At 70.9% G+C, this 24,721-nt stretch carries 23 protein-coding genes; 7 read left to right on the top strand and 16 right to left on the bottom strand.

Features of this window, described 5'->3' with window-relative positions:
• Window positions 1-192 precede the first annotated feature (192 nt).
• Both M8C13_RS31530 and M8C13_RS31525 read right to left on the bottom strand, forming a co-directional pair.
• Complete coding sequence (locus tag M8C13_RS31530) at window positions 193-1,596, bottom strand: carboxypeptidase-like regulatory domain-containing protein (protein ID WP_252484397.1); 1,404 nt, start codon at window positions 1,594-1,596, stop codon at window positions 193-195.
• 72 nt (window positions 1,597-1,668) lie between these two features.
• Entirely contained in the window at window positions 1,669-2,220 is a 552-nt protein-coding gene (locus tag M8C13_RS31525; RefSeq protein WP_252484396.1) for a helix-turn-helix domain-containing protein, read from the bottom strand.
• 50 nt (window positions 2,221-2,270) lie between these two features.
• Here M8C13_RS31525 and M8C13_RS31520 point away from each other — a divergent pair, with 50 nt between their 5' ends.
• Complete coding sequence (locus tag M8C13_RS31520; RefSeq protein ID WP_252484395.1) at window positions 2,271-3,428, top strand: pyridoxal phosphate-dependent aminotransferase; 1,158 nt, start codon at window positions 2,271-2,273, stop codon at window positions 3,426-3,428.
• Between the two features lie 308 nt (window positions 3,429-3,736).
• On the opposite strand, the gene M8C13_RS31515 is transcribed toward M8C13_RS31520, so the two are convergent.
• From M8C13_RS31515 to ngcE, 3 genes are read right to left on the bottom strand one after another with little or no spacing between them, the layout of a single operon-like run.
• Complete coding sequence (locus M8C13_RS31515) at window positions 3,737-4,552, bottom strand: carbohydrate ABC transporter permease (protein WP_252484394.1); 816 nt, start codon at window positions 4,550-4,552, stop codon at window positions 3,737-3,739.
• Window positions 4,549-5,520: a carbohydrate ABC transporter permease gene (locus tag M8C13_RS31510; RefSeq protein ID WP_252484393.1), complete on the bottom strand. Its 972-nt coding sequence runs from the start codon at window positions 5,518-5,520 to the stop codon at window positions 4,549-4,551. The genes M8C13_RS31515 and M8C13_RS31510 overlap by 4 nt, the downstream gene beginning before the upstream one ends.
• Window positions 5,520-6,923 (bottom strand): N-acetylglucosamine/diacetylchitobiose ABC transporter substrate-binding protein, encoded by a 1,404-nt coding sequence (gene ngcE / locus M8C13_RS31505; RefSeq protein WP_252484392.1) that lies wholly within the window; start codon window positions 6,921-6,923, stop codon window positions 5,520-5,522. The genes M8C13_RS31510 and ngcE overlap by 1 nt, the downstream gene beginning before the upstream one ends.
• A 127-nt stretch (window positions 6,924-7,050) precedes the next feature.
• Between ngcE and M8C13_RS31500 the strand changes: the two genes are divergently transcribed.
• The 4 genes from M8C13_RS31500 (at window position 7,051) to M8C13_RS31485 (ending at window position 10,265) form a co-directional block, all read left to right on the top strand.
• Entirely contained in the window at window positions 7,051-7,446 is a 396-nt protein-coding gene (locus M8C13_RS31500) for a VOC family protein (protein WP_252484391.1), read from the top strand.
• Window positions 7,447-7,603: 157 nt separating this feature from the next.
• Window positions 7,604-7,885, top strand: coding sequence for a hypothetical protein (locus tag M8C13_RS31495; RefSeq protein WP_252484390.1), 282 nt, complete (start codon window positions 7,604-7,606; stop codon window positions 7,883-7,885).
• A gap of 194 nt (window positions 7,886-8,079) precedes the next feature.
• Window positions 8,080-9,270, top strand: a complete 1,191-nt coding sequence (locus tag M8C13_RS31490; protein WP_252484389.1) for a methionine adenosyltransferase — start codon at window positions 8,080-8,082, stop codon at window positions 9,268-9,270.
• Window positions 9,267-10,265: a hypothetical protein gene (locus M8C13_RS31485; protein WP_252484388.1), complete on the top strand. Its 999-nt coding sequence runs from the start codon at window positions 9,267-9,269 to the stop codon at window positions 10,263-10,265. Before M8C13_RS31490 ends, M8C13_RS31485 begins: the two co-directional genes overlap by 4 nt.
• Here M8C13_RS31485 and M8C13_RS31480 read toward each other — a convergent pair.
• Together M8C13_RS31480 and M8C13_RS31475 are read right to left on the bottom strand one after the other, a co-directional pair.
• Window positions 10,252-11,166: a phosphotransferase gene (locus M8C13_RS31480; RefSeq protein ID WP_252484387.1), complete on the bottom strand. Its 915-nt coding sequence runs from the start codon at window positions 11,164-11,166 to the stop codon at window positions 10,252-10,254. The genes M8C13_RS31485 and M8C13_RS31480 overlap by 14 nt on opposite strands.
• The gene (locus M8C13_RS31475) at window positions 11,163-11,732 is read right to left on the bottom strand and encodes an AAA family ATPase (protein WP_252484386.1); all 570 of its coding nucleotides are present in this window, start codon (window positions 11,730-11,732) and stop codon (window positions 11,163-11,165) included. The genes M8C13_RS31480 and M8C13_RS31475 overlap by 4 nt, the downstream gene beginning before the upstream one ends.
• 134 nt (window positions 11,733-11,866) lie before the next feature.
• Here M8C13_RS31475 and asnB point away from each other — a divergent pair, with 134 nt between their 5' ends.
• Entirely contained in the window at window positions 11,867-13,606 is a 1,740-nt protein-coding gene (gene asnB, locus M8C13_RS31470) for an asparagine synthase (glutamine-hydrolyzing) (RefSeq protein WP_252484385.1), read from the top strand.
• A gap of 65 nt (window positions 13,607-13,671) precedes the next feature.
• Here the strand turns inward: asnB and M8C13_RS31465 are convergent, their stop codons facing one another.
• The 8 genes from M8C13_RS31465 to M8C13_RS45590 all read right to left on the bottom strand — a co-directional run bounded on the left by M8C13_RS31465 (window position 13,672) and on the right by M8C13_RS45590 (window position 22,839).
• Entirely contained in the window at window positions 13,672-14,793 is a 1,122-nt protein-coding gene (locus M8C13_RS31465; RefSeq protein WP_252484384.1) for a nucleotidyltransferase family protein, read from the bottom strand.
• Window positions 14,794-14,797: 4 nt separating this feature from the next.
• A complete protein-coding gene (locus M8C13_RS31460) occupies window positions 14,798-15,586 on the bottom strand; it encodes an HAD hydrolase family protein (RefSeq protein WP_252484383.1) in 789 nt (262 codons plus the stop codon).
• Window positions 15,583-16,554, bottom strand: a complete 972-nt coding sequence (locus M8C13_RS31455) for a transketolase family protein (RefSeq protein WP_252484382.1) — start codon at window positions 16,552-16,554, stop codon at window positions 15,583-15,585. Before M8C13_RS31455 ends, M8C13_RS31460 begins: the two co-directional genes overlap by 4 nt.
• A complete protein-coding gene (locus M8C13_RS31450) occupies window positions 16,551-17,330 on the bottom strand; it encodes a transketolase (protein WP_252484381.1) in 780 nt (259 codons plus the stop codon). Before M8C13_RS31450 ends, M8C13_RS31455 begins: the two co-directional genes overlap by 4 nt.
• A complete protein-coding gene (locus M8C13_RS31445) occupies window positions 17,327-18,187 on the bottom strand; it encodes a phytanoyl-CoA dioxygenase family protein (RefSeq protein ID WP_252484380.1) in 861 nt (286 codons plus the stop codon). The genes M8C13_RS31450 and M8C13_RS31445 overlap by 4 nt, the downstream gene beginning before the upstream one ends.
• 116 nt (window positions 18,188-18,303) lie before the next feature.
• Window positions 18,304-18,996: an SDR family NAD(P)-dependent oxidoreductase gene (locus M8C13_RS31440; RefSeq protein WP_252484379.1), complete on the bottom strand. Its 693-nt coding sequence runs from the start codon at window positions 18,994-18,996 to the stop codon at window positions 18,304-18,306.
• A 172-nt stretch (window positions 18,997-19,168) separates the two neighbouring features.
• Window positions 19,169-21,010: an ABC transporter ATP-binding protein gene (locus M8C13_RS45595; RefSeq protein WP_252484378.1), complete on the bottom strand. Its 1,842-nt coding sequence runs from the start codon at window positions 21,008-21,010 to the stop codon at window positions 19,169-19,171.
• Window positions 21,007-22,839, bottom strand: coding sequence for an ATP-binding cassette domain-containing protein (locus tag M8C13_RS45590; protein ID WP_252484377.1), 1,833 nt, complete (start codon window positions 22,837-22,839; stop codon window positions 21,007-21,009). The genes M8C13_RS45595 and M8C13_RS45590 overlap by 4 nt, the downstream gene beginning before the upstream one ends.
• 194 nt (window positions 22,840-23,033) lie before the next feature.
• Between M8C13_RS45590 and M8C13_RS31425 the strand changes: the two genes are divergently transcribed.
• Window positions 23,034-24,059 carry a hypothetical protein gene (locus M8C13_RS31425; protein ID WP_252484376.1) on the top strand — a complete coding sequence of 342 codons (1,026 nt, stop codon included), beginning with the start codon at window positions 23,034-23,036 and terminating at the stop codon, window positions 24,057-24,059.
• 30 nt (window positions 24,060-24,089) lie between these two features.
• Here the strand turns inward: M8C13_RS31425 and M8C13_RS31420 are convergent, their stop codons facing one another.
• Complete coding sequence (locus tag M8C13_RS31420) at window positions 24,090-24,719, bottom strand: histidine phosphatase family protein (protein ID WP_252484375.1); 630 nt, start codon at window positions 24,717-24,719, stop codon at window positions 24,090-24,092.
• Between the last annotated feature and the right edge of the window lie 2 nt (window positions 24,720-24,721).

The following is a 24,721-nucleotide window of genomic DNA, read 5'->3' as shown; positions in this document are numbered from 1 at the left end:
CTCCAACGATTACTCGCAGCCTGGACTGGCCACTGCTACACCTGCCGACAACCCGTTCCGGCCAGCGCACACCAGATCAACGACACCTAACAAAGCCCTACTAGGCACCGCCGCGTGCCATTCCGGAATCTGCCGATCAGGTCGGCCACCGCCTCCGCAGGAGTTCCCGCGGAGGCGGTGGCATTGATCTTTTCAGCGCACGGGCGCCGGACGGCAGGCCGCGAACCACTGGTTGATGTCGAAGTCCGGCGTCGTCACATCGATGAGCTTGTCCTGGCCGAGGTCGCAGCCGGGCGAGGTCAGCCGGTAGCGCCCGGTCGGACCGGTCACCCGCGACTTCCCGGCAGCGTCGGTCCTGGCGGTGAACTCGTGCCCGTTGTGCACATCGGTCAGCCGCAGCTCCCGGTCCGCCAGCCCCTCCCCCGGGTCCGGCGAGCCGTTGCCGTTGGCGTCCTGGAACAGCTCGCCGGTGGCGCTACCGTCCAGCCCGGTCACCTTGGCCTGCGGGTCTCCGCTGGGCTCGCCGTCGTTGTACTCCTCGCCCTGGCTGAAGTCACAGGCCTGGTGCACGAAGCCGCGCCCGGCGCTCTTCGGCCGCACGGCCCCCCGTGCCCGGTACTCCCTGGTCTGGCCCGGCTGCACGGTGGTCCCCGCGTCGTGGGCGAGCTCGCCCCACGCCTGGTCCGAGATGTCCAGGGCGAGCCCGTTGTCGCCGCGGTCGCAGGCGATGGTGACGCCGGTCAGCGGCCGCGCGCTGATGTTGGTCAGGGTGACGGTCACCTCGCCCTCGCTGCCTGCCGGGTAGCTCGCCTTGTCCAAGGTGAGCTTGGCTTGCAACGACTCCGACAGTGGGCGCAGCGCCCGGACCGGCACCACCGTGTCGGGCACCGAGCCGTCCAGGCGCAGCGCGGTCGAGAAGTTGCTGACCCAGCCGTCCGGCAGGCTCGCCGTCGACAGGCCGTGCGTGCCCACGGGCACCTCGGGGAAGGTGTAGCGGCCCTCGGCGTCGGTGACCGCGGTGCGCACCGCTAGCTCGTCCTGCACGCGCAGGGCCATGGTGGCCCCGGCCAGCCCCTCCCCCGGCGTCGGCGAGCCGCTCCGGTCGGCGTCGCCGTAGACCTGTCCGCTGACCGACACCTTGGTCTCCGCCGGAACCACCCGCACCAGCGCGGTTCCCTGGTCATCGGCGGGGTTGACGTCGCGCGGCGAGAGCGGGCCCAGCGCGAAGTGGGCGTCGCCGTTGAACTGGCCGAGCCTGCCCCGCAGCGTGTACTCCCTGGTCTGCCCCGGCAGGTAGCTCGCGCCCAGCCCGGTGGGACCGAGGTCGCCCCAGTCGGCCATGTTCTCGATGTGGAACCCGGTGCCGGAGATCGCGCGTTCGTGCTTGCGCAGGTAGTAGGCGCCCTGGTCACCGACGTTGGTCACGGTGAGCTTGACGGTCAGCGGGTCCCCGGCCAGGTAGGTACCGCTCGGCACGGTGACCGTGCTGCGGATGTCCGGCCCGGACGCCGCGCTCGCCGTGCCCACGGCCAACCCGTTGGCCAGCAACGACAACACGACCGCCCCGGTCAGGATCCGGGCGGGTGAGAATGCCATGCGATGCCCCCTCGTTCGCTTCTGCCACTCACACCCCGGCGATGCGACCGAGGTTGTCCACAGTGACCCACGTCACTCCCCCGGTTCCGGGTAGACCATCACCAGCACGGCCCGGTCCGCGCCGGTGCGCCCCTGGTAGAGGTGCGGACGGGCGGCGTCGAAGCGCACCGAGTCGCCCGCGTCCAGCTCGACCGGCGCGTCGGCCGGACCGGTGGTCAGGCCACCGCTGGTGAGCACCAGGCACTCCTGGACCCCGGCCGCGTGCGCGCGCGAGTCCTGCCTGGCCTGGGCGACCTCGATGTCGTAGATCTCCACCGTGCCGCGGGCCCGCAACCGGTGCAGCAGCCGGGCGCTGACCGCCTCGCCCAGCACCTCCGGCCGGTCATCCGCGGCGCGCACCACCTCCACTGCGACGGCAGGCCGGTCCAGCAGGTCGCCGAGCGGCACCCGCAGCGCGGTGGCCAGCGCCCACAGCGTGCTCAGGGTCGGATTGCCCTGCCCCTGCTCGATGCCGTGCAGCGTGGTCTTGCTGATGTCGGCGGCCGCGGCCAGGTCCGCCAGCGAGATCCCGGCGGCCGAGCGCAGCCGCTGCACGTTCCCACCGACGACTTGCGTCAGCTCCATGCGTACCAGCATAGTGGTATCCACGTACCAGCACAACGAACGGAGGAGTGATGACGGTGAGCCGGCTCCGGGAGATCCCCGGCATCGGGGTGGACCTGCTGGCCGACGCGGCGGACGCCACCGCCGACCCGGACCTGCTGCGCCTGGAGAACCTGGACACCGACCTGCGTCCACCGGCCATCGCCTTGGCGCACACCAGATCGGCGATCGAGGAGGACGCCGCCAACAGCTACCTCCCGTTCCAGGGCAGGCACTCCTTACGCGCGGCCGCGGCGGCACACGTCGGCCGCCTCGCCGGCCGCGAGTACGACCCGGACACCGACTGCGTGAGCGTGGTCGGCGGCCTCAACGGCATCCTCAACACCCTGCTGGCCACGGTGGAACCGGGCCAGGAGGTGGTGCTGTGCGACCCGGTCTACGCGGGCCTGGTCAACCGGGTCCGGCTGGCGGGCGGCCGCCCCCGCTTCGTCCGCACCGAGCCCACCCCGGCAGGCTGGCAGGTCGACCCAGCCGCACTGGCCGCCGCGGTCGGCCCGGACACCGCCGCCGTGCTGATGATGGCCCCGGCCATGCCCAGCGGCCTGGTCCTGGACCACCGGCACTGGGCCGCGCTGGCCGAGGCCTGCACGCGCCACAACGCCTGGCTGATCTACGACGCGGCCATGGAACGCATCCGCTTCGACGGCCTGCCACCAAGCCACCCGGCCGCACACGAGGGCCTGGCCGACCGGGTGATCACCGTGGGCTCGGCCTCCAAGGAACTGCGGATGACCGGCTGGCGGGTGGGCTGGGTGGTCGGCCCGGCCCCGATCCTGGCCGACATCCGCCTGGTGGGCCTGACCAACGTGGTCGCCCAGGTCGGCCTGGCCCAGGAGGCAGTCGCGGCCGCACTGACCGCCCCCGACGCCGAGTCCGACGTGGCCGCCGCGACCGCCGAGTGGCAACGCCGCTGCGAGACCATGCTCGCCCAACTCGACGGCTACCCGGTGATCCGCCCGCACGGCGGCTGGTCCCTGTTACTGGACACCCGCCCCCTTGGCCTCACCCCAAAGGAGCTCTCCGGCCGCCTGTTCGAACACGGCCGGATCGCGGCCACCCCGATGAACTGGTGGGGCCCCAGCGGCGAGCACTACTTACGCCTGGTCTTCGCCAACGAGCCCGTGGCCCGCCTCAGCGATCTGGGTGAGCGGTTCCGCCGGTCCCTCTAGCCCCACCGCCGTGTTGTGGGGTGTGTAGCGGGAGCCCCGGCGACGCGCGGAGGGAACGGCTGCCCGAAGCCGACCTGTCCAACGTTCACAGCACCATCAACCAGTGGCCCGGCCGATGGCCTCCCTGGGATGCCGTATCGCCACCGGGCGCACCGATCCAGGACTGCGGCACCTAGAGGCGCGGTGGTTCGACACGGCCACCCCCGACAGTGGCGCAGCGCGCCGACGCCAAAGCCGTGCCCGCCCAACGGGTCGCGGTCGCCCGACACCGCTGGGCCGAACCCTCCGCGTGCCGCCCGGCCGGCGCGCTACCGCAGCGCGCCCGCGGTGGTGCCGGCTTGGATCTGGCGCTGGAACACCACGTACGCGATCAGCACCGGCAGCATCGCGATGGTCAGTCCGGCGAACAGGCCGCTCCAGTCGCCGCGGTAGCCCTGGCTGGTGGACAGCGCGGCCAGGCCCTGGGCCAGCACGTAGTCGTCCGGGTCGGGGTTGAGCACCAGGGGCAGCAGGTACTGGTTCCACAGGCCGAGGAAGTTGAAGATGGCCACCGAGACCAGGCCCGGCTTGGCCATCGGCAGCATCACCCGGAAGAACACCCCGGCGTGCGAGCAGCCGTCCAGGAAGGCGGCCTCGGCGATCGCGGTGGGCAGGCCACGGAAGAAGGCGTGCAGGAAGAAGATGGTGAACGGGGTGGCGAAGGCGGTGTAGACCAGGACCAGGCCGAGCTGGGTGCCCAGCAGGCCCAGCTGCTGCACGGTGAAGAACAGCGGCACCAGTGCCAGGAAGGTGGGGAAGAACATCGAGGCGACGAACAGGTAGTAGACGAACCGGTTGCCGGGGAAGGGATAGCGGGCCAGGGCGTAGGCGGCGAGCGAGCCGAGCAGCATGGTCAGGGCGAGGGCGCCGCCGACCACGACCGCGGAGTTGAGGAAGTAGCGGCCGATGTCGGCCTCGGTCCAGGCCCGGCCGAAGTTCGTCCACTGTGGACTCTCCGGCAGCGACCACGGGCTGGACAGGATCTCCCGGTCGGTCTTGAGCGCGCTGAGCACCGCCCACAGCAACGGGAACGCGGTGACCAGCGTCCAGGACAGCAGCGCCAGGTGCAGCGGGATCCTTCTCATGCCACCTCCACCCGGTCCCGGCGGCCCGCACGCAGCGCCAGCACCGCGAAGACCAGGGTGCCGAAGAACAGCGCCACGCCCATCGCGGCCGCGTAGCCGAACTTGCCGTAGCTGAAGGCGGTCCGGTACAGCGACAGCCCGATCACCTCGGTCGCGCCGTCGGGCCCGCCCGGTCCCACGGTCATGATCTGCACCAGCGCGAACCCGTCCAGCGCGGCCATGCCCAGGTAGACAAAAGCCACCTGCACGTTCTCCCGCAGCAGCGGCAGGGTGATCCGCCAGAACGAGGTCCACCGGCCGGCCCCGTCCAGCAGTGCGGCCTCGTAGTACTCGCGCGGGATGCCGTCGATGGCCGCGCTGAACAGCACCAGGTAGAAACCCACGCCGGACCAGATCAGCACCGCCAGCACCGCGAACAGCGCCAGTCCCGGCTCGGCCAGCCAGCTGCGCGCCAGCCTGTCCAGGCCGACCGCGCGCAGCGCGCCGTTGATCAGGCCGCTGTTCGGGTTGTAGGCGAAACCCCACAGCACGGCCACGATCGAGACCGACAGCAGCTGCGGGAAGAAGAACACGATCGAGTAGAACCGGGCCCCGCGCACCCCGGAGCGCCCGCTGCGGCCACCGAAACGGAGCAGGGTGGCCAGGAACAGTCCAATCGCGACAGTGGCCACCGGCAAGGTCAGCAGCAGCACCAGGTTGTTGCGCACCCCGGCCAGGAACAGCGAGTCCTCGGCCAGCTGGGCGAAGTTGGCCAGGCCGACGAACCGCGCGGTGCCGCCGACCCCGTTCCAGTCGGTCAGCGACAGGTAGAACGCCTGCGCGTACGGGGACAGCACGAACACCACGTGCAGCACCAGCGCCGGCAGCAGGGCGCAGGCGAGGAAGCCCAGGGCGGGTCCGCCCGGCCGCGCCCGCGAGAGCCGGCGGACCTGCCCTGAGCCCCGCCGCCGGAGCCGCGGGCCCGCCATCAGCGGGTGTACTTCTTGACGCTGCCGTCCTTGGCCAGCGCGTCGGCCGCCTGCTGCACCCGCTCGGTGAAGGCCACCGGGCTGAGCCTGCCGGTGATCAGCTCACCCACCGCGTCATCGGCCGCCTTGCGCAGCACCGGATACCAGCCGCGGTGCCGGAAGCTGACCAGTTCGGCGCCCGCGGCGTTGACCGCGGCGCTCACCGAGCCCAGGCCGCTGGAAAGGGTCAGCCCGTCGGTGGCGCCCGCGACCGAGGGCAGGGTGCCCGCGGTGCGCGCGAACTCCCGGCAGGCGTTGCGGGAGAACAACATCCGCAGGAACTCCAGGCCGCCGGCCACGTTCTTCGCCTTGGCCGGGACCAGGTAGGACTCGGTGCTGGAGGCCTCCACCGCGGCCGGTTTCAGCTTGTCCGACGTGGTGCGCGCGGGCACCACGCCCATGGTCATCTGGAAGCCCTGCGGGGTGACCGCCTGCTGTTCGCTCTCCAGCCAGGACCCGGACGGGATGAACGCCGCCTTGCCCTGGCACCAGGCGGCCTGCGCCTCGGTGTGCGACAACGCTTCCGAGCCGGGCATCAGGTAGCCCCGCCCGGCCAGTTCGGCGAAGGCCTCGGCCGCGCCGCGCACCGCCTCCTGCCGCCAGGCCCCCGGTTCCAGGTTGTCCAGCGCCTTGATCAGGTCCATGCCGCCGGTCTTGGCGGCCATGGTGAGCAGCGGGTCGGTGACGTAGTCGGGGTACTTGCCCTGGTAGGTCCACGGCGCGACACCGGTCTTCTTGATCTCCGCGCAGAGTGCGAGCATCGCGTCCCAGGTGGCCGGGTAGGTCCAGCCGTGCTTGTCGAACAGGGACTTGGAGTACCACAGGCCCCACACGGTGAAGGTGTAGTTGAGGTGCACGCAGGTCCCGTCCCGGCTGCCGTCCTCCACCACTCCCGGCAGCAGGGTGGCCCGCACGGTGGTGTTCGGATCATCCCAGGACGGGGCGTCGAGCAGCTCGGCCAGGTTGGTCAACTGTCCGGCGGCGGCCAGCGCGGAGAGGTCCAGTGCGCCCGCGCCGGTGTTGTCCACCACGTCCGGCGGGGTGTTGGCCACGAACCGGGGCCGCAGCGCGTCGCCGACCTGCTGGATGCCCTTGTGGTCGATCGCCGCGCCCGGATACCGCTGCCGGTAGACTTGCTCGGCCGCCTTGACGTAGTCGTCGCCGTAGCCGCCCTTGAAGACCACCACTTCCAGCGGCGCGTCCGCCTTCACCCCGAACGGGTTCTGCGGACTCCGCTCCCCGCGTGCAGCCGGCCCGTCCCCGGTGCCGCCGCCGGTCACGCAGGCGCCGAGCAGGGGCGCGGACACCCCGAGCGCGGCGGCGGCGCGCAGCAGGGTCCGGCGGGAGATGTTGCTCGTTGTCATCTCGGGCACCCTTCTGGTGGAGGGATTTCCGGCTCTGATCGTGACCCAGCCCGCGCGCGGTGTCGATGGCCCAACCGGTCAGGATTCAAGAAGCGCGGCCACCCGCCCGCTACCTATGGTGACCAGCATGAACACCAAGTTGCAGGTCAGCGCCATCATGCTCGGGATACAGGACGTGGAGCGCGCCAAGCGCTTCTACGTCGAGGGCCTCGGCTGCACACTCGAACTGGACCACCCCGGCTTCGCCACCTGCCTGCTCGGCGACGGCGGCATCAAGCTCGCGCTCTACGAATGGGATGCCGTGGCCAAGGACGCCGGCGTTCCCGCGGCGGGCTCCGGGTTCCGCGGGTCCTCCTTGCACTTCATCACCGACTCCAGGGAGGTGGTGGACGAGGTCATCCAGGCCGCGGTGGCCGCCGGTGGCGCGGTGGTCAACGAGCCGACCGCGGCCGAGTGGGGCGGGTACTCGGGGTACTTCAGCGATCCGGACGGGCACCTGTGGAAGGTCGCGACCGCGTCCTGAGCGCCGGCGGAGGCAAGGCTGCCGGGGCTGTCGCCGATCGGCCCCGGCCTGCACAATGGACCCATGTCGAACACTCGAAAGGGACATGGCGCGTAGATCGCCTGCCCAGGTCAGAGGAGACGCACCGCGCCGCAGGCCCGGTGCAGCCGCCACACCCATGCCGCCAGGCCTGTCCCGGCGTGGCCGGGCACAGCTCGCCCGGCTCGAACGCACCCGGCTCTGGCCGGAGGCCACCGTCGAGGCGTTGCGCGCCAAGCGGAACTTCGTCCGCGACCCCACGCACCGGTTGTGGGATCCCCAGTACGGCTGCGGATTCCAGGAGTGCTGCCCGGATCCGGCCGAACTGCGCCACGTCCTGAACCTCGTCGTCGCGGTCCTGCCGCCACGGGACGCCAGGCTCATCCGCAAACGCCTGGCGGCGCTGGACGAGCTGTGGTGACCGGCCGGGACTGTCCTGCTTGGACAGTCCCGGCCGCTCGTGATCACACCGATCCTAACTGTTCGAGCACACCAGCCGACCGTCGAACCGGTCGGCATTTTGGCGACCCGTGGGTATGCTCCGGCAACATCAAGACGACGTCCGCGGACTTTGTTTCCTAAGTCCTGTCGGCATTCGAGTAAGAAAGTCGGTCAATGCTGCAGATTCATCGGGACTCGCGTTCGGTCGAAGATCTGCCCTACGAGCTGGTGGAGCGGAAGGGTGTCGGTCACCCGGACACCATGTGCGACGCGATGGCCGAGCGCATGTCGCGCTACTACTCCCAGCACTGCCTGAAGGAGTTCGGCGGGGTCGCGCACCACTGGTTCGACAAGGTGACCCTCTACGGCGGCGGCGCGGACATCGACTACGGCCGTGGCGAGATCACCGCGCCGTACCGGGTGAAGGTCTTCGGCAAGGGCGCCTACCGGGTGGGCAGCACCGAGATTCCGGTGCAGGACATCATGTTCCGGGCCGCCTCCGATGTGCTCTCGCAGGTCACCACCGGCTTCGACCCAGCCAAGCACCTGGTGGTCGAGCTGGGCGTCGTGGACCACCACGGTTCCGGCCGCGGGGTCTCCCGGTACCAGCCGCAGTCCATCGATGACCTGGTGAAGGTCCGCTCCGGCGGGCTGGTCTCCAACGACACCAACCTGCTGCACGGTTTCGCGCCGCTGTCCCGGCTGGAGAACCTGGTGCAGGGCCTGGAGCACCTGATCAACGGCTCCGACTTCAAGCAGCGGCACCCCGACAGCGGCTGGGACGTCAAGGTTTTCGGCAGCCGCCGCGGCGACAAGTTCAGCCTGGTCGTGAACATGCCGTTCCTGGCCGCGCACATCGAGTCGATGGACCAGTACTGGGCGCGCAAGGCGGTCATCCAGCAGGAGCTCAACGAGTTCATCCAGGGCCTCGGCATCGCCGACTACGAGCTGCTGATGAACGCCACCGACCGCAACGGCCGCCCCTACCTCACCGCGCTCGGCTCCGTCGCCGACACCGGTGACGTCGGCGTGGTCGGCCGCGGCAACCGGGTCAACGGGTTGATCACGCCGATGCGCCCGATGAGCATCGAGGCGCCGGCAGGCAAGAACCCGCTGGACCACACCGGCAAGATCTACAACGTGATGGCCATGCGGCTGGCCCAGCAGGTGCACGAGAAGTGCGGCGGGGCGACCCAGGTGCACATCTTCACCTCCAAGGAAGCGCCGCTGGAGAGCCCCGACGAGGTCGTGGTGACCGCGCCGGACCCGGACGAGGCCGTGGTGACCGCGCTGGTCGAGGAAGCCATTGCCAACACCGGTGAGCTGACCGTCGAGCTGATCGAGAAGGGCATCACCCTGTGGTGAGTCCCGCCCAGGTGCGGCCGCTGCTCGCGGAGGTGCTGCGCACGGGCCGCCGCCAGGACACCGGACCGCTCGGCGGGCCGGTGCCGGGCGGCGGCACGCACTTCGTGACCATGGTCAAACCTGAGGTGCTGCAAGGGGAAAACGCCACCGAGGTGCTGGGCGAGGTCGTCCGGGTGCTCGGTGACGGCAAGGTGGACATCCTGCGCTGTGCGGTGACCACGGCCAGGGAGTTCGGCGAGCGGGGCTACCTGCTCCAGCATTACCCCCGCCTGCACCGGGTGGCCGCTGACGGGTCCGCCGCGCTGAGTTCTGGTGCCAGCCGGGCACTGGCCGCGCTGCTGGACTCCTCGGCGGCCACCGGCGCACTGGGGGCCTTCGAGGCGATGACCCTGGACCCGGAGCTGGACCCGGCGGCGCTGGAGGCCCGGTGCCGCCAGGCCGGGATCCACAAGCTGGGCTCGGGCTCCTACGCCTCGGTGGTCCAGCTGCACGGGCGCGCTGTGGTGGTGCTCAACGGGTTCCTGCCGGTGCTGGCCGCGGGCTACCGCGGCAGTGCCGGGCTGGTCGGCCTGCTGGAGTGCCACAGCGAGCGCGAGATCGAGGACCTGCGGGACAACCTGCTCGGCGAGCTGCACCCCGGCAAGGCCGATCCGGCCTCGCTGCGCGGCGCGGTGCACGCGCTGGTCGGCGGGCCGGGCGGGATCGCGCTGTCCGAGGGCCGCAACGCGGTGCACCTGTCCGCGGGCCACCTGGAGGGCATGTTCCAGAGCTGGCGGTACTTCAGCGCCGCGGACGGGCAGGGCCTGGACGCCACCGTGCTGGGCCGCGCGCTCGCCGGGCTCGGCCTGCCGATGGAGGCGGTGGCGGCGCTGGCCGGGGACCACAACGTGGCCGAGCAGTCCGGGGAGACGGTGTCCCCGCACGGCGCCACCGAGGGTCTCAGCCGTGAGCAGACCCTGGACGCGGTCCGGCGCTGGACCGCTAGCCGCGGCTGACCAGGTCCAGGTTCGCCGGGAACCGCGCCCAGAAGCGGGAAACCCAGCCGAGGTACCACGGGATGAACTGGGCGTCGCGCTGCGCGAGCAGCGTCACGTGGTGGTACCTCGGCAGGAACCAGATCGCGCCGAGCCTGGCCAGGTCGGCCGGGTCGGCAAGCGGGAGCGCCGGGTTGGCGCGCAGCAGCGCCAGGAACCGGCGCACCGCGGGCGGATCCAGCTCGAAGTCGCCCCGGCCCTTGCGGCAGGACAGCCACAGCGCCTTGCCGAGGTCGGCGGGCCGGTGGGAGAACCCGGTCTCGTCCCAGTCGATCACGGTCAGCGGGCGGGACTCGTGCCAGATCAGGTTCCGGCCGTGCAGGTCACCGTGGTACAGCGCGGGTTCGCCGGTCCCGGTCAGCCGGAGCGCGCCGGCCAGCAGGTCGCCGAGGTGCTCGTCCATGGCGCGCAACAAGGTGTCCCACTCGCCGGTGAGCATCTCCTTGGCCGCCAGGTGTTCCCGCTCGCCCTCGGTCAGCCAGGGCGTCGCGTAGTCCCAGACCAGTTCGGCCGGGACCGCCGCGGTGCCTGCGGCCAGCTCGCCGAGCACACCGGCCAGCACGTCCAGGTGCCGGGCCGCGTCCTCGGAGGCAGCGCCGGGCACGAACGGGCGGATGACCACCAGCCGATCCGGTGCGGTGTGACCGATGTCCAGCACCGGCGGGTACCAGTCGGCGCCCCTCAGCGCCTCGTCCACCCGCTGGATCCGCTGGTGGTCGGTCTCGGCCGAGGTGGCCGCACAGTGCACCTTCACCGACAGCACGCGGTCGCCGTCAGCGAGCCGGTAGGAGCGGTTGACGCCCCTGCCCTCCAGCTCCACCGCCCCGCCCGCGTCGATGAGCCGCACCGCGCGCTCGATCACGGGCCGGACTCCCCCACCACCAGCTCCGCGCTGGTCCACCGCTCCACCGCGGCCACCAGGTCGGCCACCGGTTGCGCGCTGTCAAGGCGCAGCACCGGGCAGGTCAGTCCGGCCAGCCACTTCTCGTCGCTGGCCAGGCTGCGGCTGGCGGTGTCGTCGTCGTATCCCCTTGCCCAGTCGAGGAACTCGTGGTGCGCGGCCTCGTTGCTGCCGCCCGGCTTGATGCTGTCGCCGTAGCGCAGCACCTCCCGCTCCAGCAACCGCGCCATCCGGGCCTGCTGGTCGATGGTGAGGAATACCACGCCCTCCAGCCGGGCCGGGATCACCTCGCCCCAGCCCTTCACCGAACCGGAGAGCACCCAGGAGTCCCTCGGCAGGAACACCGCCCGCATCAGCGCGATCCGGTCCTCCATCGGCCGCTTGTGCAGATAGGGCGGGGAGGTCGGCAGCCAGAGGTAGTCATCGGCCTCGGCGTGCGGCACCGAGTGCAGGGAGGCCAGTGCCCGGCCCAGGGTGGTGGTGCCCGCCCCGCTCGCCCCCGTGATCAGCAGCCGATGCCAGCGCATGTGCCGTCCCTCGTCCCGTCCTGGTTCGCTATACAGCCTCATCCGGCCCGTGCTAAGGATAGATCACCAGGCCGGAAGGGCCGAGGCCGTCGCGCTTTCCGTTCGCGGACAACCACATCGTTGGGGGCAACACTATGTGCCGGATCTACGGCTACTTCGGACATGGGTTCCACCCCACCGCACTAGACGGCGCGCGGGACGCCCAGCTCTCCGGCGGACCGGACGTCCAGCGGCACACCAGCGGCGCGGACTGGGGCATCGGCTGCAACCGTCTGTCCATTCAGGACCCCAGCACCGGCAGGCAGCCCTTCCGCAACGCCGAGGGCACGGTGCACGCGGTGTTCAACGGCGAGATCTACAACTTCCGGGCCATCCGGGCCGAGCTGGCCGCGCGCGGCGTGCACGTGGACGGCGACTCCGACGGCTCGGTCCTGGTGCCCTACTACGAGCTGCACGGCGACCGCTTCGCAGAGCGGCTGGAGGGCATGTTCGCCATCGCCGTGGTGGACCTGCGCCGGGGCCGCGAGCTCAAGCTGTGGTGCGACCACCTCGCGGTGAAGAGCCTGTACTACGCGCTGACCCAGGACGGCATCGCCTTCTCCTCCGAGCTACGCGGCCTGACCGCGCTGGTGGAGAAGCCCCTGGACGTGGATCCGCTCGCGGTCGACGACTACCTCAACTGGCAGTGCCAGCCCAACGGATCCTCCTGGTACACCGGGGTTTCCGCGCTGCACCCGGGCGAGGCGCTGGTCTACGACGGCCAGACCGCGCGCACCCGGCGGTGGTGGCAGGAGACCGAGCCGGTCACCGACGAGGGCAACGATCCGGAGCGCCTGGCCGCGTTGCTGGCGCGCGAGGTGGCGCAGATGTCGTTGCAGTCCGCGCCGATCGCGGTGCAGGTCTCCGGCGGCCTGGACTCCAGCGTGCTGGCCACCCTGCTCAAGCAGCGCCGCGGCGACGTGACCGGCTTCCACGTCACGCACGAGGGCACGCACGACTCCGACGAGCTGGCCTATGCCAGGGATGCGGCCGCCTTCGCCGGGATTCCCCTTGAGGTGGTGGAGATCCGCGAGGCCGAGCTGCCGGAGCTGATCCCGGCCACGGTGGCCGCCCTGGGCGCGCCCAACGCCACCCCGCACGCGCTGAGCGCCTACGCGCTGTTCCGGGAGATCTCCGCCGGCGGCTTCCGGGTCTGCTTCGTCGGTGACGGCGCGGACGAGCAGTTCGGCGGCTACCGCCGCTACAGCACCGCGCTGGCCGCCGACGAGGACAGCTGGGCCGCCCGGTACCTGGACCGGCTTTCCCTTGTGCCGGAAGCGGAGTACCGGCGGCTCTACACCCCGGAGTACCGCGAGCTGCTCGACTCCAGGGGCAGCAGCAGGCAGCGCGCGCTGGAGCTGCTCACCCTCCCTGCGCCCTCCCGGCTGGAGCAGCTGCTCAGCTTCGACCGGCTGCACAAGCTGCCCAGCCTGAACCTGCGCAAGCTGGACCACCTGTCCATGGCGCACGCGGTCGAGGGCCGGGTGCCCTACTGCCAGCCGGAGGTCACCCGGTTCGCCCGGCGCACCCTGGATGCGTGGAAGGTCAACGGGTCCAGCCGCAAGAAGATCCTCTGGGACGCCGGCGCCCGGTCCATCCCGGCCTCGGTCTCGGCCAGGGAGAAGCAGCCGTTCACCTTCCCGGTCAGCGCCTTCATGGCCCCCGGCGGCACGCTGTGGGACTTCGCCCGCGAGGTGCTCGCCCGGCCCCGGCTGTGCTCCTCGGGCTTCCTCAGCGAGGCCGCCGTGCGCCAGGTGATCACCGAGCACGGCGCGGGCCAGGACCACTCGCGGCTGCTGTGGGGCCTGATGGTGCTGGAGATCTCCCTGCCCTGACACAACAAAACGGGCCGGGCAGTAGCGACAACCGCCACTGCCCGGCCCGTTTTGCCGTGCTGGAACTACTTCCGGCCAAGCTCCGGGATATTCAGGTCGCCCTCCAGCTCGCGCAGCCGGTGCACGTCGAACATCCGGCGCACCATCGGCGTCTGCCAGCGGTGCACCACGGTCTTGCCGTCGTCCACCTCGTCCAGGTAGGCGAGGTCGTTGGGGCGCAACGGGTCCAGCAGCTCGGTCGGCACCCGGCCGGGGAAGATCTCCGCGCAGTGGTGCAGCGCGAAGTAGGCCTCCTTGGTGAAGCCCAGCTGCCCGGCCCGCGCGGCCAGGTCGCTGAAGTCGTGGTCCCCGGCCAGCAGCGCCAGGATGTCGACCAGCTTGTAGAGCACCAGGTCCTTGAGCGCGAGCACCTCGTTGCGGTGCGCGGCCTCCCTGGCGAAGTGCAGGCAGCTGAAGATCAGCATGTCGGTCGGGGAGATCACGCTGAGCCCGTTGAGCTCGATCCGGTTGTCCAGCAACGCCGATACCGCGGCGTCGCTGCGGTTGCCGGTCATCAGGTCGATGGAGAAGTGCACGTCCAGGCGGTGGCACTCCAGCACCGAGGCTTCCGGCGTGGGCTTCATGTAGGAGTAGGTCTGGTGCGAGTGCATGGCCATGAACATGACCTGCCGCCGCGCCGCCGGGCGCACCGAGCTGGTCTCGTAGTCCCAGCTGCCCTGCACGTACCCGGCCTCCTGCAACGCCGCGGTGGCCGCGGGCAGCTGTTCCCGGTCCACCAGCAGGTCGTTGTCGTGGAAGGCGCGCATGCCCGCCGAGGGGTAGGCCATCGCGGCCACCGCGGCGCCCTTGAGCACCGCGCTGCGCACCCCGGCCGCGCTCAGCGCCGCCTGCACCTGCGCGGTGCGCGAGCGCTGCTCCTCGGCCATCAGCTCCTGTCCGGCCGCGGTGACCTTGAGCGACTTGATGAAGTAGGAGGAGCGCAGGGTCTGCCGGTGCGCGATGACGAAGCGCAGGATGTTGTGCCAGGCCACGCCGATGACGCGGTGCACGGTCAGCATGCCCAGCACCTGGTTCCAGTCCAGCGGGGTGTTGAGCAGCTTGAGCATCGCGTCGGCCTCGTCGGGCCGCGGATCCGGCAGGGACAGCAGGAGGACGAGCTCCGTCTCCTGGGACACCGGTTCGGTCACGGTCTTACCACCCTTCGGGACGGAAGTCGTGCAGGAATGCGGCGAGGTCGCCGTCGAGCTTGCGGTCGGCGGCCGCGCTGGCCGCCTCGTCGGCGTGCTGGGTGGCGATGCCGAGCGCGCAGGCGGCCAGCATCGAGGCGTCGGTGGCGGTGTCGCCGATGGCCATGGTGGCGCTGAGGTCCGGCTCGTTGAACCGCCGCCGCAAGTGCCTGCGCAGCGCGGCGGCCTTGGAGGTGCCGCGCGGGCGCACCACGTGCGCGCCGAACGGGCCGATGGTGACCGCCTCGCAGTCCAGCCCCGCCACCAGCTCGGGCACCGGGACGCGGCTGCGGAAGATGGTCACCGCGGTGAACCACGGGATGTCCGCGGTGCCCTTGCCGGTGACCTCGATCTGCCGCCTGGGCACCCGGTAGGCCATCGCGAACTGGGCCGCGGCCCGCGCGCTGCTGGCGTAGAACTCGCCGGAGCACTCCGCCACCAGGTCGGTGGCGGAGTCCTCGGCCAGTGTGCGCAGCACCTCGTTCGGGCAGCTCAGCGAGAAGGACAACTCGTTGACGCCCAAGGCGATGCGCACGTTGCCCTCGCTGAGCAGCACCTCGTCGTCGACCTCGGCGAACAGGTCGTCCAGGTGCCGCAGGTTGCGGAAGGAGCGGGCCGCCCTGCCGGTGATCACCAGCGGCAGCACCCCGCGCTTGCGCAGTGCCCGCAGGCCGGCCACCACGCCCTCGTAGGGCTCGTCGGCCTCGTCGATCAGCGTGCCGTCCAGGTCCAGCGCGGCGTACCGGATCCTCACGTCGCCGCGACGGTGGTCGGGACCCGGTCCGCCCCGCGCACCGCCTCCAGCCAGTCCCGCAGCTCGGGCACGCCCGGGATGTTGAAGTGCCCGTGCAGGTAGTCCGGGGTGCCGACGATGTACGGGTACTCATCCGGCACGCCGACCCGCCGGAACGGGACGCCACGGCCGGTTTCCGCGATCGCCTCGGCCACCGCGGTGCCCAGGCCGCCGATCACCGAGTGGTCCTCCAGGGTGATGATCGGCAGTCCCTCGGCCACCAGCCCGGCCACCGCGGCGGCGTCGAAGGGCTTGATGCTGGGCATGCTCACCAGCCGCACCCGCAGCCCGGACTCGGCGAACTCGTCCACCCAGTCCCTGGCCACCGGCAGCATGTTCCCGGTCGCGATCAGCGCCGCGTCCCCGCCGTCGGTGACGGTGATCGCCTTGCCCAGCTGGATCTTGGTGCCGGGGGCGTGGATCTCGGGCAGGGCGTGGTTCTCCAGCGCGAAGCGCACGTACACCGGGCCGTCCACCTCGTGCGCCTGGGCCAGCAGCTGCCGGGTCTCGGCCAGGTCGCCGGGGCAGAGCACGGTCATGTTCGGCAGCGCCCGCATGATCGCCAGGTCCTCGATCGCCAGGTGCGCGATGCCGGAGGCGCTGCGGGACAGGCCGGAGCTGGTGCCGATCAGCCGCAGCCGGGTCTTGGCGAACGCGGCGTCCACCCGCACCTGGTCGAAGGGCCGGTAGAGCAGGAAGGTGCTGCAGTTCCACAGGTAGACCTGCTTGCCTGCCGAGGCCAGCCCAGCGGCGACCGAGATCGCGTTCTGCTCGGCGATGCCCACGTTGAGGAACCGCTGCGGGTAGGTCTCGATGAACGGCTCGGTGCCGTTGAGCTTGCCGTCGGCCACGATCAGGTAGGTGTCCCCGAACTCGCGGCCCTTCTCCAGCAACAGGTCTCCGACCGCCTGGCCGACCGTGGTGGTCATCGCAGGCCTCGCAGACTCACGACCAGCTCGCTGAAGGTCAGCCGCCGGTAGTGCCAGTCGGGCTCGTGTTCCATCATGGCAACCCCCTTGCCTTTCACGGTGGTGGCCAGGACGACCTTCGGCCGGTCCTGCGGCGCGCGCAGCGCCTCCTCCAACTCCTCGACCGAGTGCCCGTCTACCCGGTGCACCTGCCAGCCGAAGGCGGCGAACTGCTCGTCGAGCTTGCTCTCGATCACCTCGCTGGTGACGAAGGAGCCCTGCAGCCGGTTGTCGTCCACGATGACCACCAGGTTGTCCAGCTTCAGGGTGGGCGCCAGCATGGCCGCCTCCCAGATCTGGCCCTCCTGGCACTCGCCGTCGCCGACCAGCACGTAGGTGCGGTAGTCCCGGTTGTCGTGCTTGGCCGCCAGCGCCACCCCGATGCCGATGGAGATGCCGCGGCCGAGCGGGCCGGAGTCGGCTTCCAGGCCGGGCAGGCCGTAGCGGGCCAGGATGGCGGGCACCTCGCCGCCGTCGACGTTGAAGGCGTCCAGGCGCTTGCGGTCGAAGAGCCCGGCCGCGGCCATGGCCAGGTAGATCGCGGCCGCGCAGTGGCCCTTGCTCGGGATGAAGCGGTCCCGGTCCGGCCAGTCCGGGCGCTCCGGATCCAGCTTCAGCACCCGCATGAACAGGGTGTGGATGATCTCGATCGCGGACAGGTTGGACGGGATGTGCCCGGTCTCGGCGTGCGCGGTCATCCGGATCGCCTCGCGCCGGAGCTGCTGTGGCGTGGTCATCGCCCGTTGCCTCCCGCTCTGGCCTCGTGGCCCTTGATGCCCTGGCTGGCCCGGCGGCGGCGCATGGTCTCGGCCAGGGAGAGCGGGTGCGCGTCGTCCCAGGCGATGGTGTTGGCCATCATCTCCCGCACCACCGGCGTCATCCGGTCCAGGTAGCCCTCCTGGCGCATGAACCGCCAGGAGGTGTGCCCGCCGGTGGGCTCGTCGGCGGCCTGCAGGTTGACGTGCAGGGTGCGGCGCTCGACCCCGGCCGAACCGGAGCCCCGGTGCAGGGCGTGGTGGTTCATGAACAGCACGTCGCCCGCCTTGGCCCGCACCACCTTCTCGCCGGGCAGCGTGCCGGTGCCCTTGCTCTCGGCCTGGGCGCGTTCTTCCTCGGTCAGCGGCCGCTTGTGCGAGCCGGGGACCACCCGGAAGCAGTCGTCGTCGGTGAGGCAGACGTTGAACTGGACGTGGGTGCTGCGGCCGTCCGGTGAGTACCGGTCGGTCTCCATGTTGTCCTTGTGCCAGTTCAGCTCATAGTCCACTGTGGACGGTTCCCACAGCGCGTGCGCGGTCCAGAAGCGCAGTCTCTCACCCAGCACCGCGTGCACAAAACCCATCACGCCGGGGTGCTCGAACACCTCGGCGAAGACCGGGTCGTACAGGCTCGGCTCGAAGATGTGGCTGACCCCCCAGGTATCGGTCTCCTGCTCGGTGCGCAGGGTGTACCTGGTGTCGTAGTCCCCGGGTTTGGCGCGCACCGCGGCCGCGGCGCGGTCCACCGCGGCCCGCCAGGTGGCGCGGGTGGACTCCTCGATCACTCCTGGGACTAGGACGAATCCTTCGTCCACGAATCCGTGAACGTACTGGTTCATCTTGCCTCTCCACAGTGGACACAATCCTTGGGTGCGTCGTTCGCATCCTGCCAGTCAGCCCACTGTTTTCCCACCGTCGCGCGACAACGGCGGAGATCACTGTCCATAATGGACGATCAGCCGACCATCGGTCCCCTGGTGTCCCAGCCCAGTTCGGCCGTGCCCCGGAAGAACCGGCCGTTGGACCGGCCGGCGGGCAACCTCAGCAGCTCGACCAGGTTCGCCGCCGAGGGCTCCGGCTCGTGCGGGGCGTCCTCGGTGCCCATCTCGGTCCGGATCCAGCCAGGGCAGTAGGCGAAGGCCGCCAGGTCGCCAGCGGCGTCGCTGAAGTGCCTGGCCACCGACAGGACCAGCGAGTTGGCCGCCAGTTTTGAGGCGCGGTAGGCGAAGGAGGCCCCGTCGGCGTCCTGGAGCCTGCCCATGCCGGAGGAGACGCAGACGATCCTGCCCCTCCCCCGCGCGATCATGTGCGGCGCGTAGGCCTGCACCAGCGCCACCGCGCCGAAGAGGTTGACCTCGAAGGTCTGCCGCAGGTCCTGCGCGGAGAGCGCGAACAGGTCGCCGTAGCCGCGCCGGGGATCGTCCAGGTACACCCCGGCGTTGCTGACCAGCACGTCCACCTCGGCCGGGTCGAACGGGCTTGCCACCTCAGGGTTTCGCAGGTCGAGCACCCGGTAGTCATCCACGTCCGGATGGTCGGGCGAGGCGGCCAGTCCCGCCCCCAGCACCCGGTAGCCCGCGGCGCGCAACGCCCGGCACAGGTGCCGTCCCAGGCCGCGGGAGACTCCGGTCACCAGGGCGTTGGGCATACCCCGAGACTAGCCCGTGTCCCGTGGATCTCGCACGCGATCGCCGGGCCCAGGCCGCCCCTGGTGGCACCGCCGGAACGGCCACGTACAACCCGGTACGAGGCCGTTCCGGCGGTGCCACCAGGAACGACCTGGACTCCGGCGCTCACGCACGAGATCCACGGGACACGGGCTAACCGGATTTCCCTTCTGGGGCACCGGAAACCAGGTCGAACCCGGGCCGCATGCTGTAGGCCCTGGCCTGCAACGTGTACAGCTCGCTGTAGCGCCCGCCCGCGGCCAGCAGCTCCTCGTGCGTGCCCTGTTCCACCAGCTTTCCCCGGTCCAGCACCAGCACCAGGTCGGCACCGGCCACAGTGGACAGCCGGTGCGAGACCACCAGGGTGATCGCCCCGGTGTGCTCGGCCAGCTGCCGGGCCCGGCGCATGTAGCGCTGGAAGATGGCGTGCTCGCTGGGTGCGTCCAGCGAGGCGGTGGGTTCGTCCAGCATGAACAGCAACGGATCCGTGCGCATGCTGCCCCTGGCCAACGCGGTCTTCTGCCACTGGCCCTCGGACAGGTCGAGTCCGCCGTAGACCGGGGACAGCCGGGTGGCCAGCCCGTCCGGCAGCCTGCGGACCAACCCGTCGGCGTCGGCGGTGTCGATCGCCCTGGCCAGCGCGGCCTCGTCGTTGAGGTGCGCGATGTCGCCCAGCCCGACCGCCTCGGCGAAGGTCATCTGCGGGTAGCGGCCGAAGTCCTGGTACGCGGCGCTGGTTCTCGCCCGCCAGGCTTCAGTGTCCAGTTCGGACAGTTCGATCCCGTCCACCGTGATGGTGCCGGAGTCGGGCTGGTAGAACCGGCTGAGCAGCTTGACCATGGTGGACTTGCCGGAGCCGAACTCACCGACCAGCGCGACCACACTGCCCGCGGGCAGCTCGATGCTGACCTCGTCCAGCACCACCTTGTCGGTGCCGGGATAGGTGAACCGCACGTTCTCGAACCGGATCCCGGACTCCAGCCTGGCCGGCGGCTGCCGGTCGCCCCGGCGGGCATTGGCCTCGGCGGCCAGGTAGGCGCGCAGCCAGAGGTAGGGCTCGACGTAGATGCCCACGCTCATCGTGGTGGTCAGCTGGCCCACCGCGGTCTGCACGGTCTGTTGCAGGGTCAGCGTCAGCGTCACCACCAGCACCACGTCGCCGGGGGTCGCCGCGCCGGTGGCGGCCTGCCGGGCCACCAGCCACAGCAGCACGATGAACCCGGTCACGAACACCGTCCAGCCCAGCGCGCGCAACCAGGCCGCGCTGACCCTGGCCCGGTAACGGCCCCGCGTCACCTCGGCCATCGCCGCGGCCTGGAACCGGCCCACCGAGGGACCGGCCTGCCCGGTGCGGATCTCCTTGCCCGCGGCGGCGTCGGTGGCGATGTCGAAGAGCTGCTGCTGCAACCGGAAGTACTCGGCGGTGTCGATCTCGGCGTCGGCCTCGCGCTCACGGGCCAGGCCGTCGCACCACAGCGGGGCCATCGCCAGCACCAGCAGCACCAGCAGCCAGGCGCTGACCGTGCCCAGCAGCACCAGCGTCAGGATGAGCTGCACGATGGTGAAGCAGGCGCGGACGGCGTTCCACATGCCGCTGACCATCCGCTTGGGCGCGCCGCGCAGCACGGTGATCCGGTCCAGGTAGTCGCTGCGCTCCAGGTGCTCGATCTGCTCCAGCGAGGCGATGTCGCGCATCAGCCGGTCCTCGATGACCACGCCGACCCGCTCCACGATCAGGAACAGCCCGACCAGCCCGTGCAACCGGTTGAACACGAACACCGCAACCGCCGCGGTGGCCGCCACCACCGCGGCCACGATCGCGGGCGTCACCTGCCGGGCGATCAGCTCGTCCACCGCGTCGCGCATGGCCAGCGCGATGGCGATGTTGGCGATCACCAGGCCGATCTCGATGCCGAAGACGGTGAGGGTCAGCCCGCGGGCGTGCCGCCAGGACAGGCCCAGGATCTCCGTCCACAGCCGCACGTAGCGGATCACAGCGTGTCTCCCTCGTCGACCAGGTTGTCGAAGCCCTGGTTGAAGCGTTCGGCCTGGATCGTGAACAGCTTGGCGTACTTGCCGTCGTAGGCCATCAGCTCGTCGTGCGTGCCGGACTCCACGATCCGGCCGCCGTCGAGCAGCACGATCCGGTCGGCCAGCCGCACGGTGGACAGCCGGTGCGAGATCAGCACCACGCCGGCCCGCCGCTTGTTCCTGGCGAGCTGGTGGAAGACCTCGAACTCGGACTTGACGTCCAGGTGCGCGGTCGGCTCGTCCAGCACCAGCAGCCGCGCCCCGTTCTGCAGCGCGTACATCGCCCTGGTCAGCACGACCTTCTGCCACTGCCCGCCGGAGAGGTCCACGCCGCCGGTGCGCGCCCTGGCCAGCGGGGTCTCCCAGTGCAGTGGCAGCCGTTCCATCAGCTTGTCAAGGCCGGACTCGGCGGCGGCCCGCTCGGCCCGTTCCCGGTCGGCCGGCACCGCCGCGTAGCCCAGGGCCACGTTGTCCAGCAACGACAACGGGTAGCGCACGAAGTCCTGGAACACGATGCAGGAGCGGCTGCGCCACTGCCCCATGTCGGTGCCGGCGAGGTCGACCCCGTCCACCGTGATCCGTCCGCCGGTGGGCGTGTAGAGGCCGCCGAGCAGTTTGATCAGCGTGGACTTGCCAGCGCCGTTGAGGCCGACGATGGCCAGCAGCTCACCGGGGCGGATCTCCAGGTCCAGCCGGTCCAGCACCGAGGATCCCTTGCCGGGATAGGAGAAGGAGACCTCCTCGAAGCGCACCAGCGGCGCCTCCTGGTGCTCGGTGGCGGCCACCGGCGAGTCCGAGGCGGCCCGCTCGCTGGCGATGGAGTGCGCGCGCAGCTCCGCGTAGGCCCGGCAGCCGGGAATGGCGCCCTCGATCTCCAGCGCGTCGGCGAAGCCCATCAGGTTCAGGATCGACCAGCCCGCGCCCAGCACCGCGGCCGCGGCGGCCACGCTGCCGCCGGGCTGGGCGGCCTCCCAGACGCTCAACGCGAACGCCGCGATCAACGGCGGCCCGGTCACCACCGCGATCTGCCACTGGGCCAGCACACTGCGCAGCCCGGCGGTCCACTTCGGCGAGAGCATCGCCATCAGGTTCTGCCGCCAGCGGTCCACCGCCCAGCCCTGCAACCCGAAGGTGCGGCTCTCCTTGCCGTCGGTCCACTCCACGGCCATCCGCCGCCAGTGGTCGGCCTCGATCCCGGAGAGCACGCCCGCGCGCTCGATCTCGATGTGCTCCATGAACTGCCGCCGCCAGATGAACCGGCTCACCAGCGCCGGGATGATCACCAGCGGGGCCAGCCACCAGGCGAAGCTGGTCAGCACCGCGGCGGCGGCGAACACGCCGATCCACCGGGCCATCAGGTCCAGCTGCGCGGTCGCCCCCGTGCCGGGCGGGCGTTCGGCCCAGAACTCCGGATCGGCCCTGGCCAGCCGGAGCAGCTCGCGCGTCCTGGACTGCTCCAGCGGGCCGATCTCCTTGCTGGAGACCGCGAGCCGGGTCAGATCGGCCTGCCGCGCGGCGTCGATGCGCTGCCCGACCAGGTAGTCAACCGGCAGCGCGACGGCCTGACCGAGCCGCCCGGCCAGGATGATCACGCCAAGGGCGACCAGCGCGAAGGTGGTCGACCGGCCGCCGAGCAGCGCGCCGACCAGGTCGTTGATCACCAGCGCGGTCAGCGCGGGCACGAAGCTGACCACCAGCAGCACCGCGACCAGACCGCCCACCGCGACCGGACCGGCATGGCGCAACTCGCTCAGCAGCATCAACCGATCACGCAGGATCGACACGATCTTCACCGGTTGTTGGTCCTTATCTGAACGAGTGGCCATCGCGCACCATGCTAGATGACCGGAGTCGAACGGCGAACCGCGCTGATTGTTTCCCAGAACGCCCGTCGTTATGGTTCGGACCGACCCGGAAACACATTTGTCCGGTCCATTTCTTGCTCATTCTTCACGGCATTCGACTGAAATACAGGAGGTGGTCGCACGTGACCGCGGAATTGACCGGTGGGATAGGTCGGTACACCGTCCGCTCACGTTTCGCGCGCACCGGGCTGACGTGTCCGGCCCCCGTCGCCGAGCAGCTGCACCGCCTGGCCGCGCCCTACCTGGTCATCGAGCAGGGCGAGGCCGCGCCCGGCGAGTGGCAGATGATCGCCGGCCAGGAACCCTCGACGGCCGCGGTGCCGGAGTCGGTGACCGCGCAGGGCGAGGTGGCCGTGGAGTACGCGGTCGACCACCAGGCCAAGCAGCTGTTCCACCTCGCCCCGGTGAGCGAGGCCTGGGTGGTGCAGTCCCTGCTGCGGGCGACCAGGGCGGTGCACCGCTCCGCGGCCAGCCGGGCCGGCGTGCTGCTGCTGCACGCCGGACTGGTGCAGCTCAACGGGATCGGCGTGGCCCTGGTCGGCTCCAGCCGGGCGGGCAAGACCTCGCTGATCATGGCCAGCGTGCTCAACGGCGCGGGCGTGATGGTGTGCAACGACGACGTGAGCCTGGTGGCCGAGCACGGCGAGGTGACCGGGGTGGGCTGGCCGCGCTCGATCTCGGTGCGGCTGGACAGCATGGACCTGCTCTTCGGCCGGGAGCGCTCGGTGGCCATCCAGTCCGAGCTGACCCACCCGGCCAACCAGACCCTGCTCAGCCTGCGCGAGTCCGGCGTCGAACCGCACGGCACCGCGCTGCTCTACCCCTGGGAGTACGCCGACCTGCTCGGCTCCAAGATCGGGCAGCACATGAAGGTCGACGCGCTGGTGCACCTGAGCCTGGCCGACGACCCGGCGGAGGCGGAGTTCCGGCCGATGGCCCAGGCGGAGAGCGCGGAGCTGCTGGGCAACCGGCTGCTGGACCTGCCCAACAAGCACCTCAACATCTTCGGCCACCAGCCCGCCCCCGGCAGCGCCGAGCGCACCCTGGCCGCGGTGAACTCGCTGCCGTCCTTCCGGTTCCGCTACGACTTCGCCGATGTGCGCAGGCAGGCGGACCGGCTCGGGGAAGAGCTCGCCAGCAGGCTCTGAACCCCGCACCGCCCGCCTCGCCCGCGCTGGTCAGCCCGCGAGGTGGGCGGTGTCGCCCAGCACCCGCACCTGGCGGTTGTGGAAGTAGTCGTCCTGGCGCAGCACGGTGATGCTGCCCGAGGGACCGTTGAAGTTGGCGTAGCCCGCCGACTCCAGCGGGAACTTGATCCAGTTGGCCACCACGAAGGTCAGCGCGCCGCCGTGGGTGACGATGATCTGGTGCTCGGCCGGGCGGGCCAGGATCTCGTCCATGACCTCATAGATCCGCACCGCCATGTCGCCCTTGGTCTCCGCGCCCGGGATGTTCTCGTCGTGGAACATCCGCTCCCCCTCCGCCGGCGGCGGCACGAACCGCTCCCGCAGCCAGGGGTCCGGCCTGCCCTCGGCCTCGCCGTAGGACTTCTCCCGCAACCGCTTGTCCTGCACCGGTTCCAGGCCGAACCGCGCGCCGATCGCCTGCGCGGTCTGCAGGGTGCGCTTGAGGTCGGAGGTGTACAGCTCCACCTCGGCGTCTGCCGGGATCTGGGCCCGCAGCGACTCCGCGATCGCCGCGGCCGCCGCCCTGCCCTTCTCGGTCAGCTCCGAGTCGTGCCAGCCACCCACCAGGTCCTGCACGTGGTGGGTGGCCTCGGGATGGGCGACCACGTAGACGGTGCGCACTG

Source organism: Crossiella sp. SN42 (assembly GCF_023897065.1).
GTDB lineage: Bacteria > Actinomycetota > Actinomycetes > Mycobacteriales > Pseudonocardiaceae > Crossiella.
This window is presented reverse-complemented; position numbering and strand designations above follow the sequence as displayed.

What these genes read in the sequence shown, in the direction of transcription:
- M8C13_RS31530 (WP_252484397.1), bottom strand. Translation starts at nt 1,596, where the DNA reads ATGGCATTCTCACCCGCCCGGATCCTGACCGGGGCGGTCGTGTTGTCG.
- M8C13_RS31525 (WP_252484396.1), bottom strand. Translation starts at nt 2,220, where the DNA reads ATGGAGCTGACGCAAGTCGTCGGTGGGAACGTGCAGCGGCTGCGCTCG.
- M8C13_RS31520 (WP_252484395.1), top strand. Translation starts at nt 2,271, where the DNA reads ATGACGGTGAGCCGGCTCCGGGAGATCCCCGGCATCGGGGTGGACCTG.
- M8C13_RS31515 (WP_252484394.1), bottom strand. Translation starts at nt 4,552, where the DNA reads ATGAGAAGGATCCCGCTGCACCTGGCGCTGCTGTCCTGGACGCTGGTC.
- M8C13_RS31510 (WP_252484393.1), bottom strand. Translation starts at nt 5,520, where the DNA reads ATGGCGGGCCCGCGGCTCCGGCGGCGGGGCTCAGGGCAGGTCCGCCGG.
- ngcE (WP_252484392.1), bottom strand. Translation starts at nt 6,923, where the DNA reads ATGACAACGAGCAACATCTCCCGCCGGACCCTGCTGCGCGCCGCCGCC.
- M8C13_RS31500 (WP_252484391.1), top strand. Translation starts at nt 7,051, where the DNA reads ATGAACACCAAGTTGCAGGTCAGCGCCATCATGCTCGGGATACAGGAC.
- M8C13_RS31495 (WP_252484390.1), top strand. Translation starts at nt 7,604, where the DNA reads ATGCCGCCAGGCCTGTCCCGGCGTGGCCGGGCACAGCTCGCCCGGCTC.
- M8C13_RS31490 (WP_252484389.1), top strand. Translation starts at nt 8,080, where the DNA reads ATGCTGCAGATTCATCGGGACTCGCGTTCGGTCGAAGATCTGCCCTAC.
- M8C13_RS31475 (WP_252484386.1), bottom strand. Translation starts at nt 11,732, where the DNA reads ATGCGCTGGCATCGGCTGCTGATCACGGGGGCGAGCGGGGCGGGCACC.
- asnB (WP_252484385.1), top strand. Translation starts at nt 11,867, where the DNA reads ATGTGCCGGATCTACGGCTACTTCGGACATGGGTTCCACCCCACCGCA.
- M8C13_RS31455 (WP_252484382.1), bottom strand. Translation starts at nt 16,554, where the DNA reads ATGACCACCACGGTCGGCCAGGCGGTCGGAGACCTGTTGCTGGAGAAG.
- M8C13_RS31450 (WP_252484381.1), bottom strand. Translation starts at nt 17,330, where the DNA reads ATGACCACGCCACAGCAGCTCCGGCGCGAGGCGATCCGGATGACCGCG.
- M8C13_RS31445 (WP_252484380.1), bottom strand. Translation starts at nt 18,187, where the DNA reads ATGAACCAGTACGTTCACGGATTCGTGGACGAAGGATTCGTCCTAGTC.
- M8C13_RS31440 (WP_252484379.1), bottom strand. Translation starts at nt 18,996, where the DNA reads ATGCCCAACGCCCTGGTGACCGGAGTCTCCCGCGGCCTGGGACGGCAC.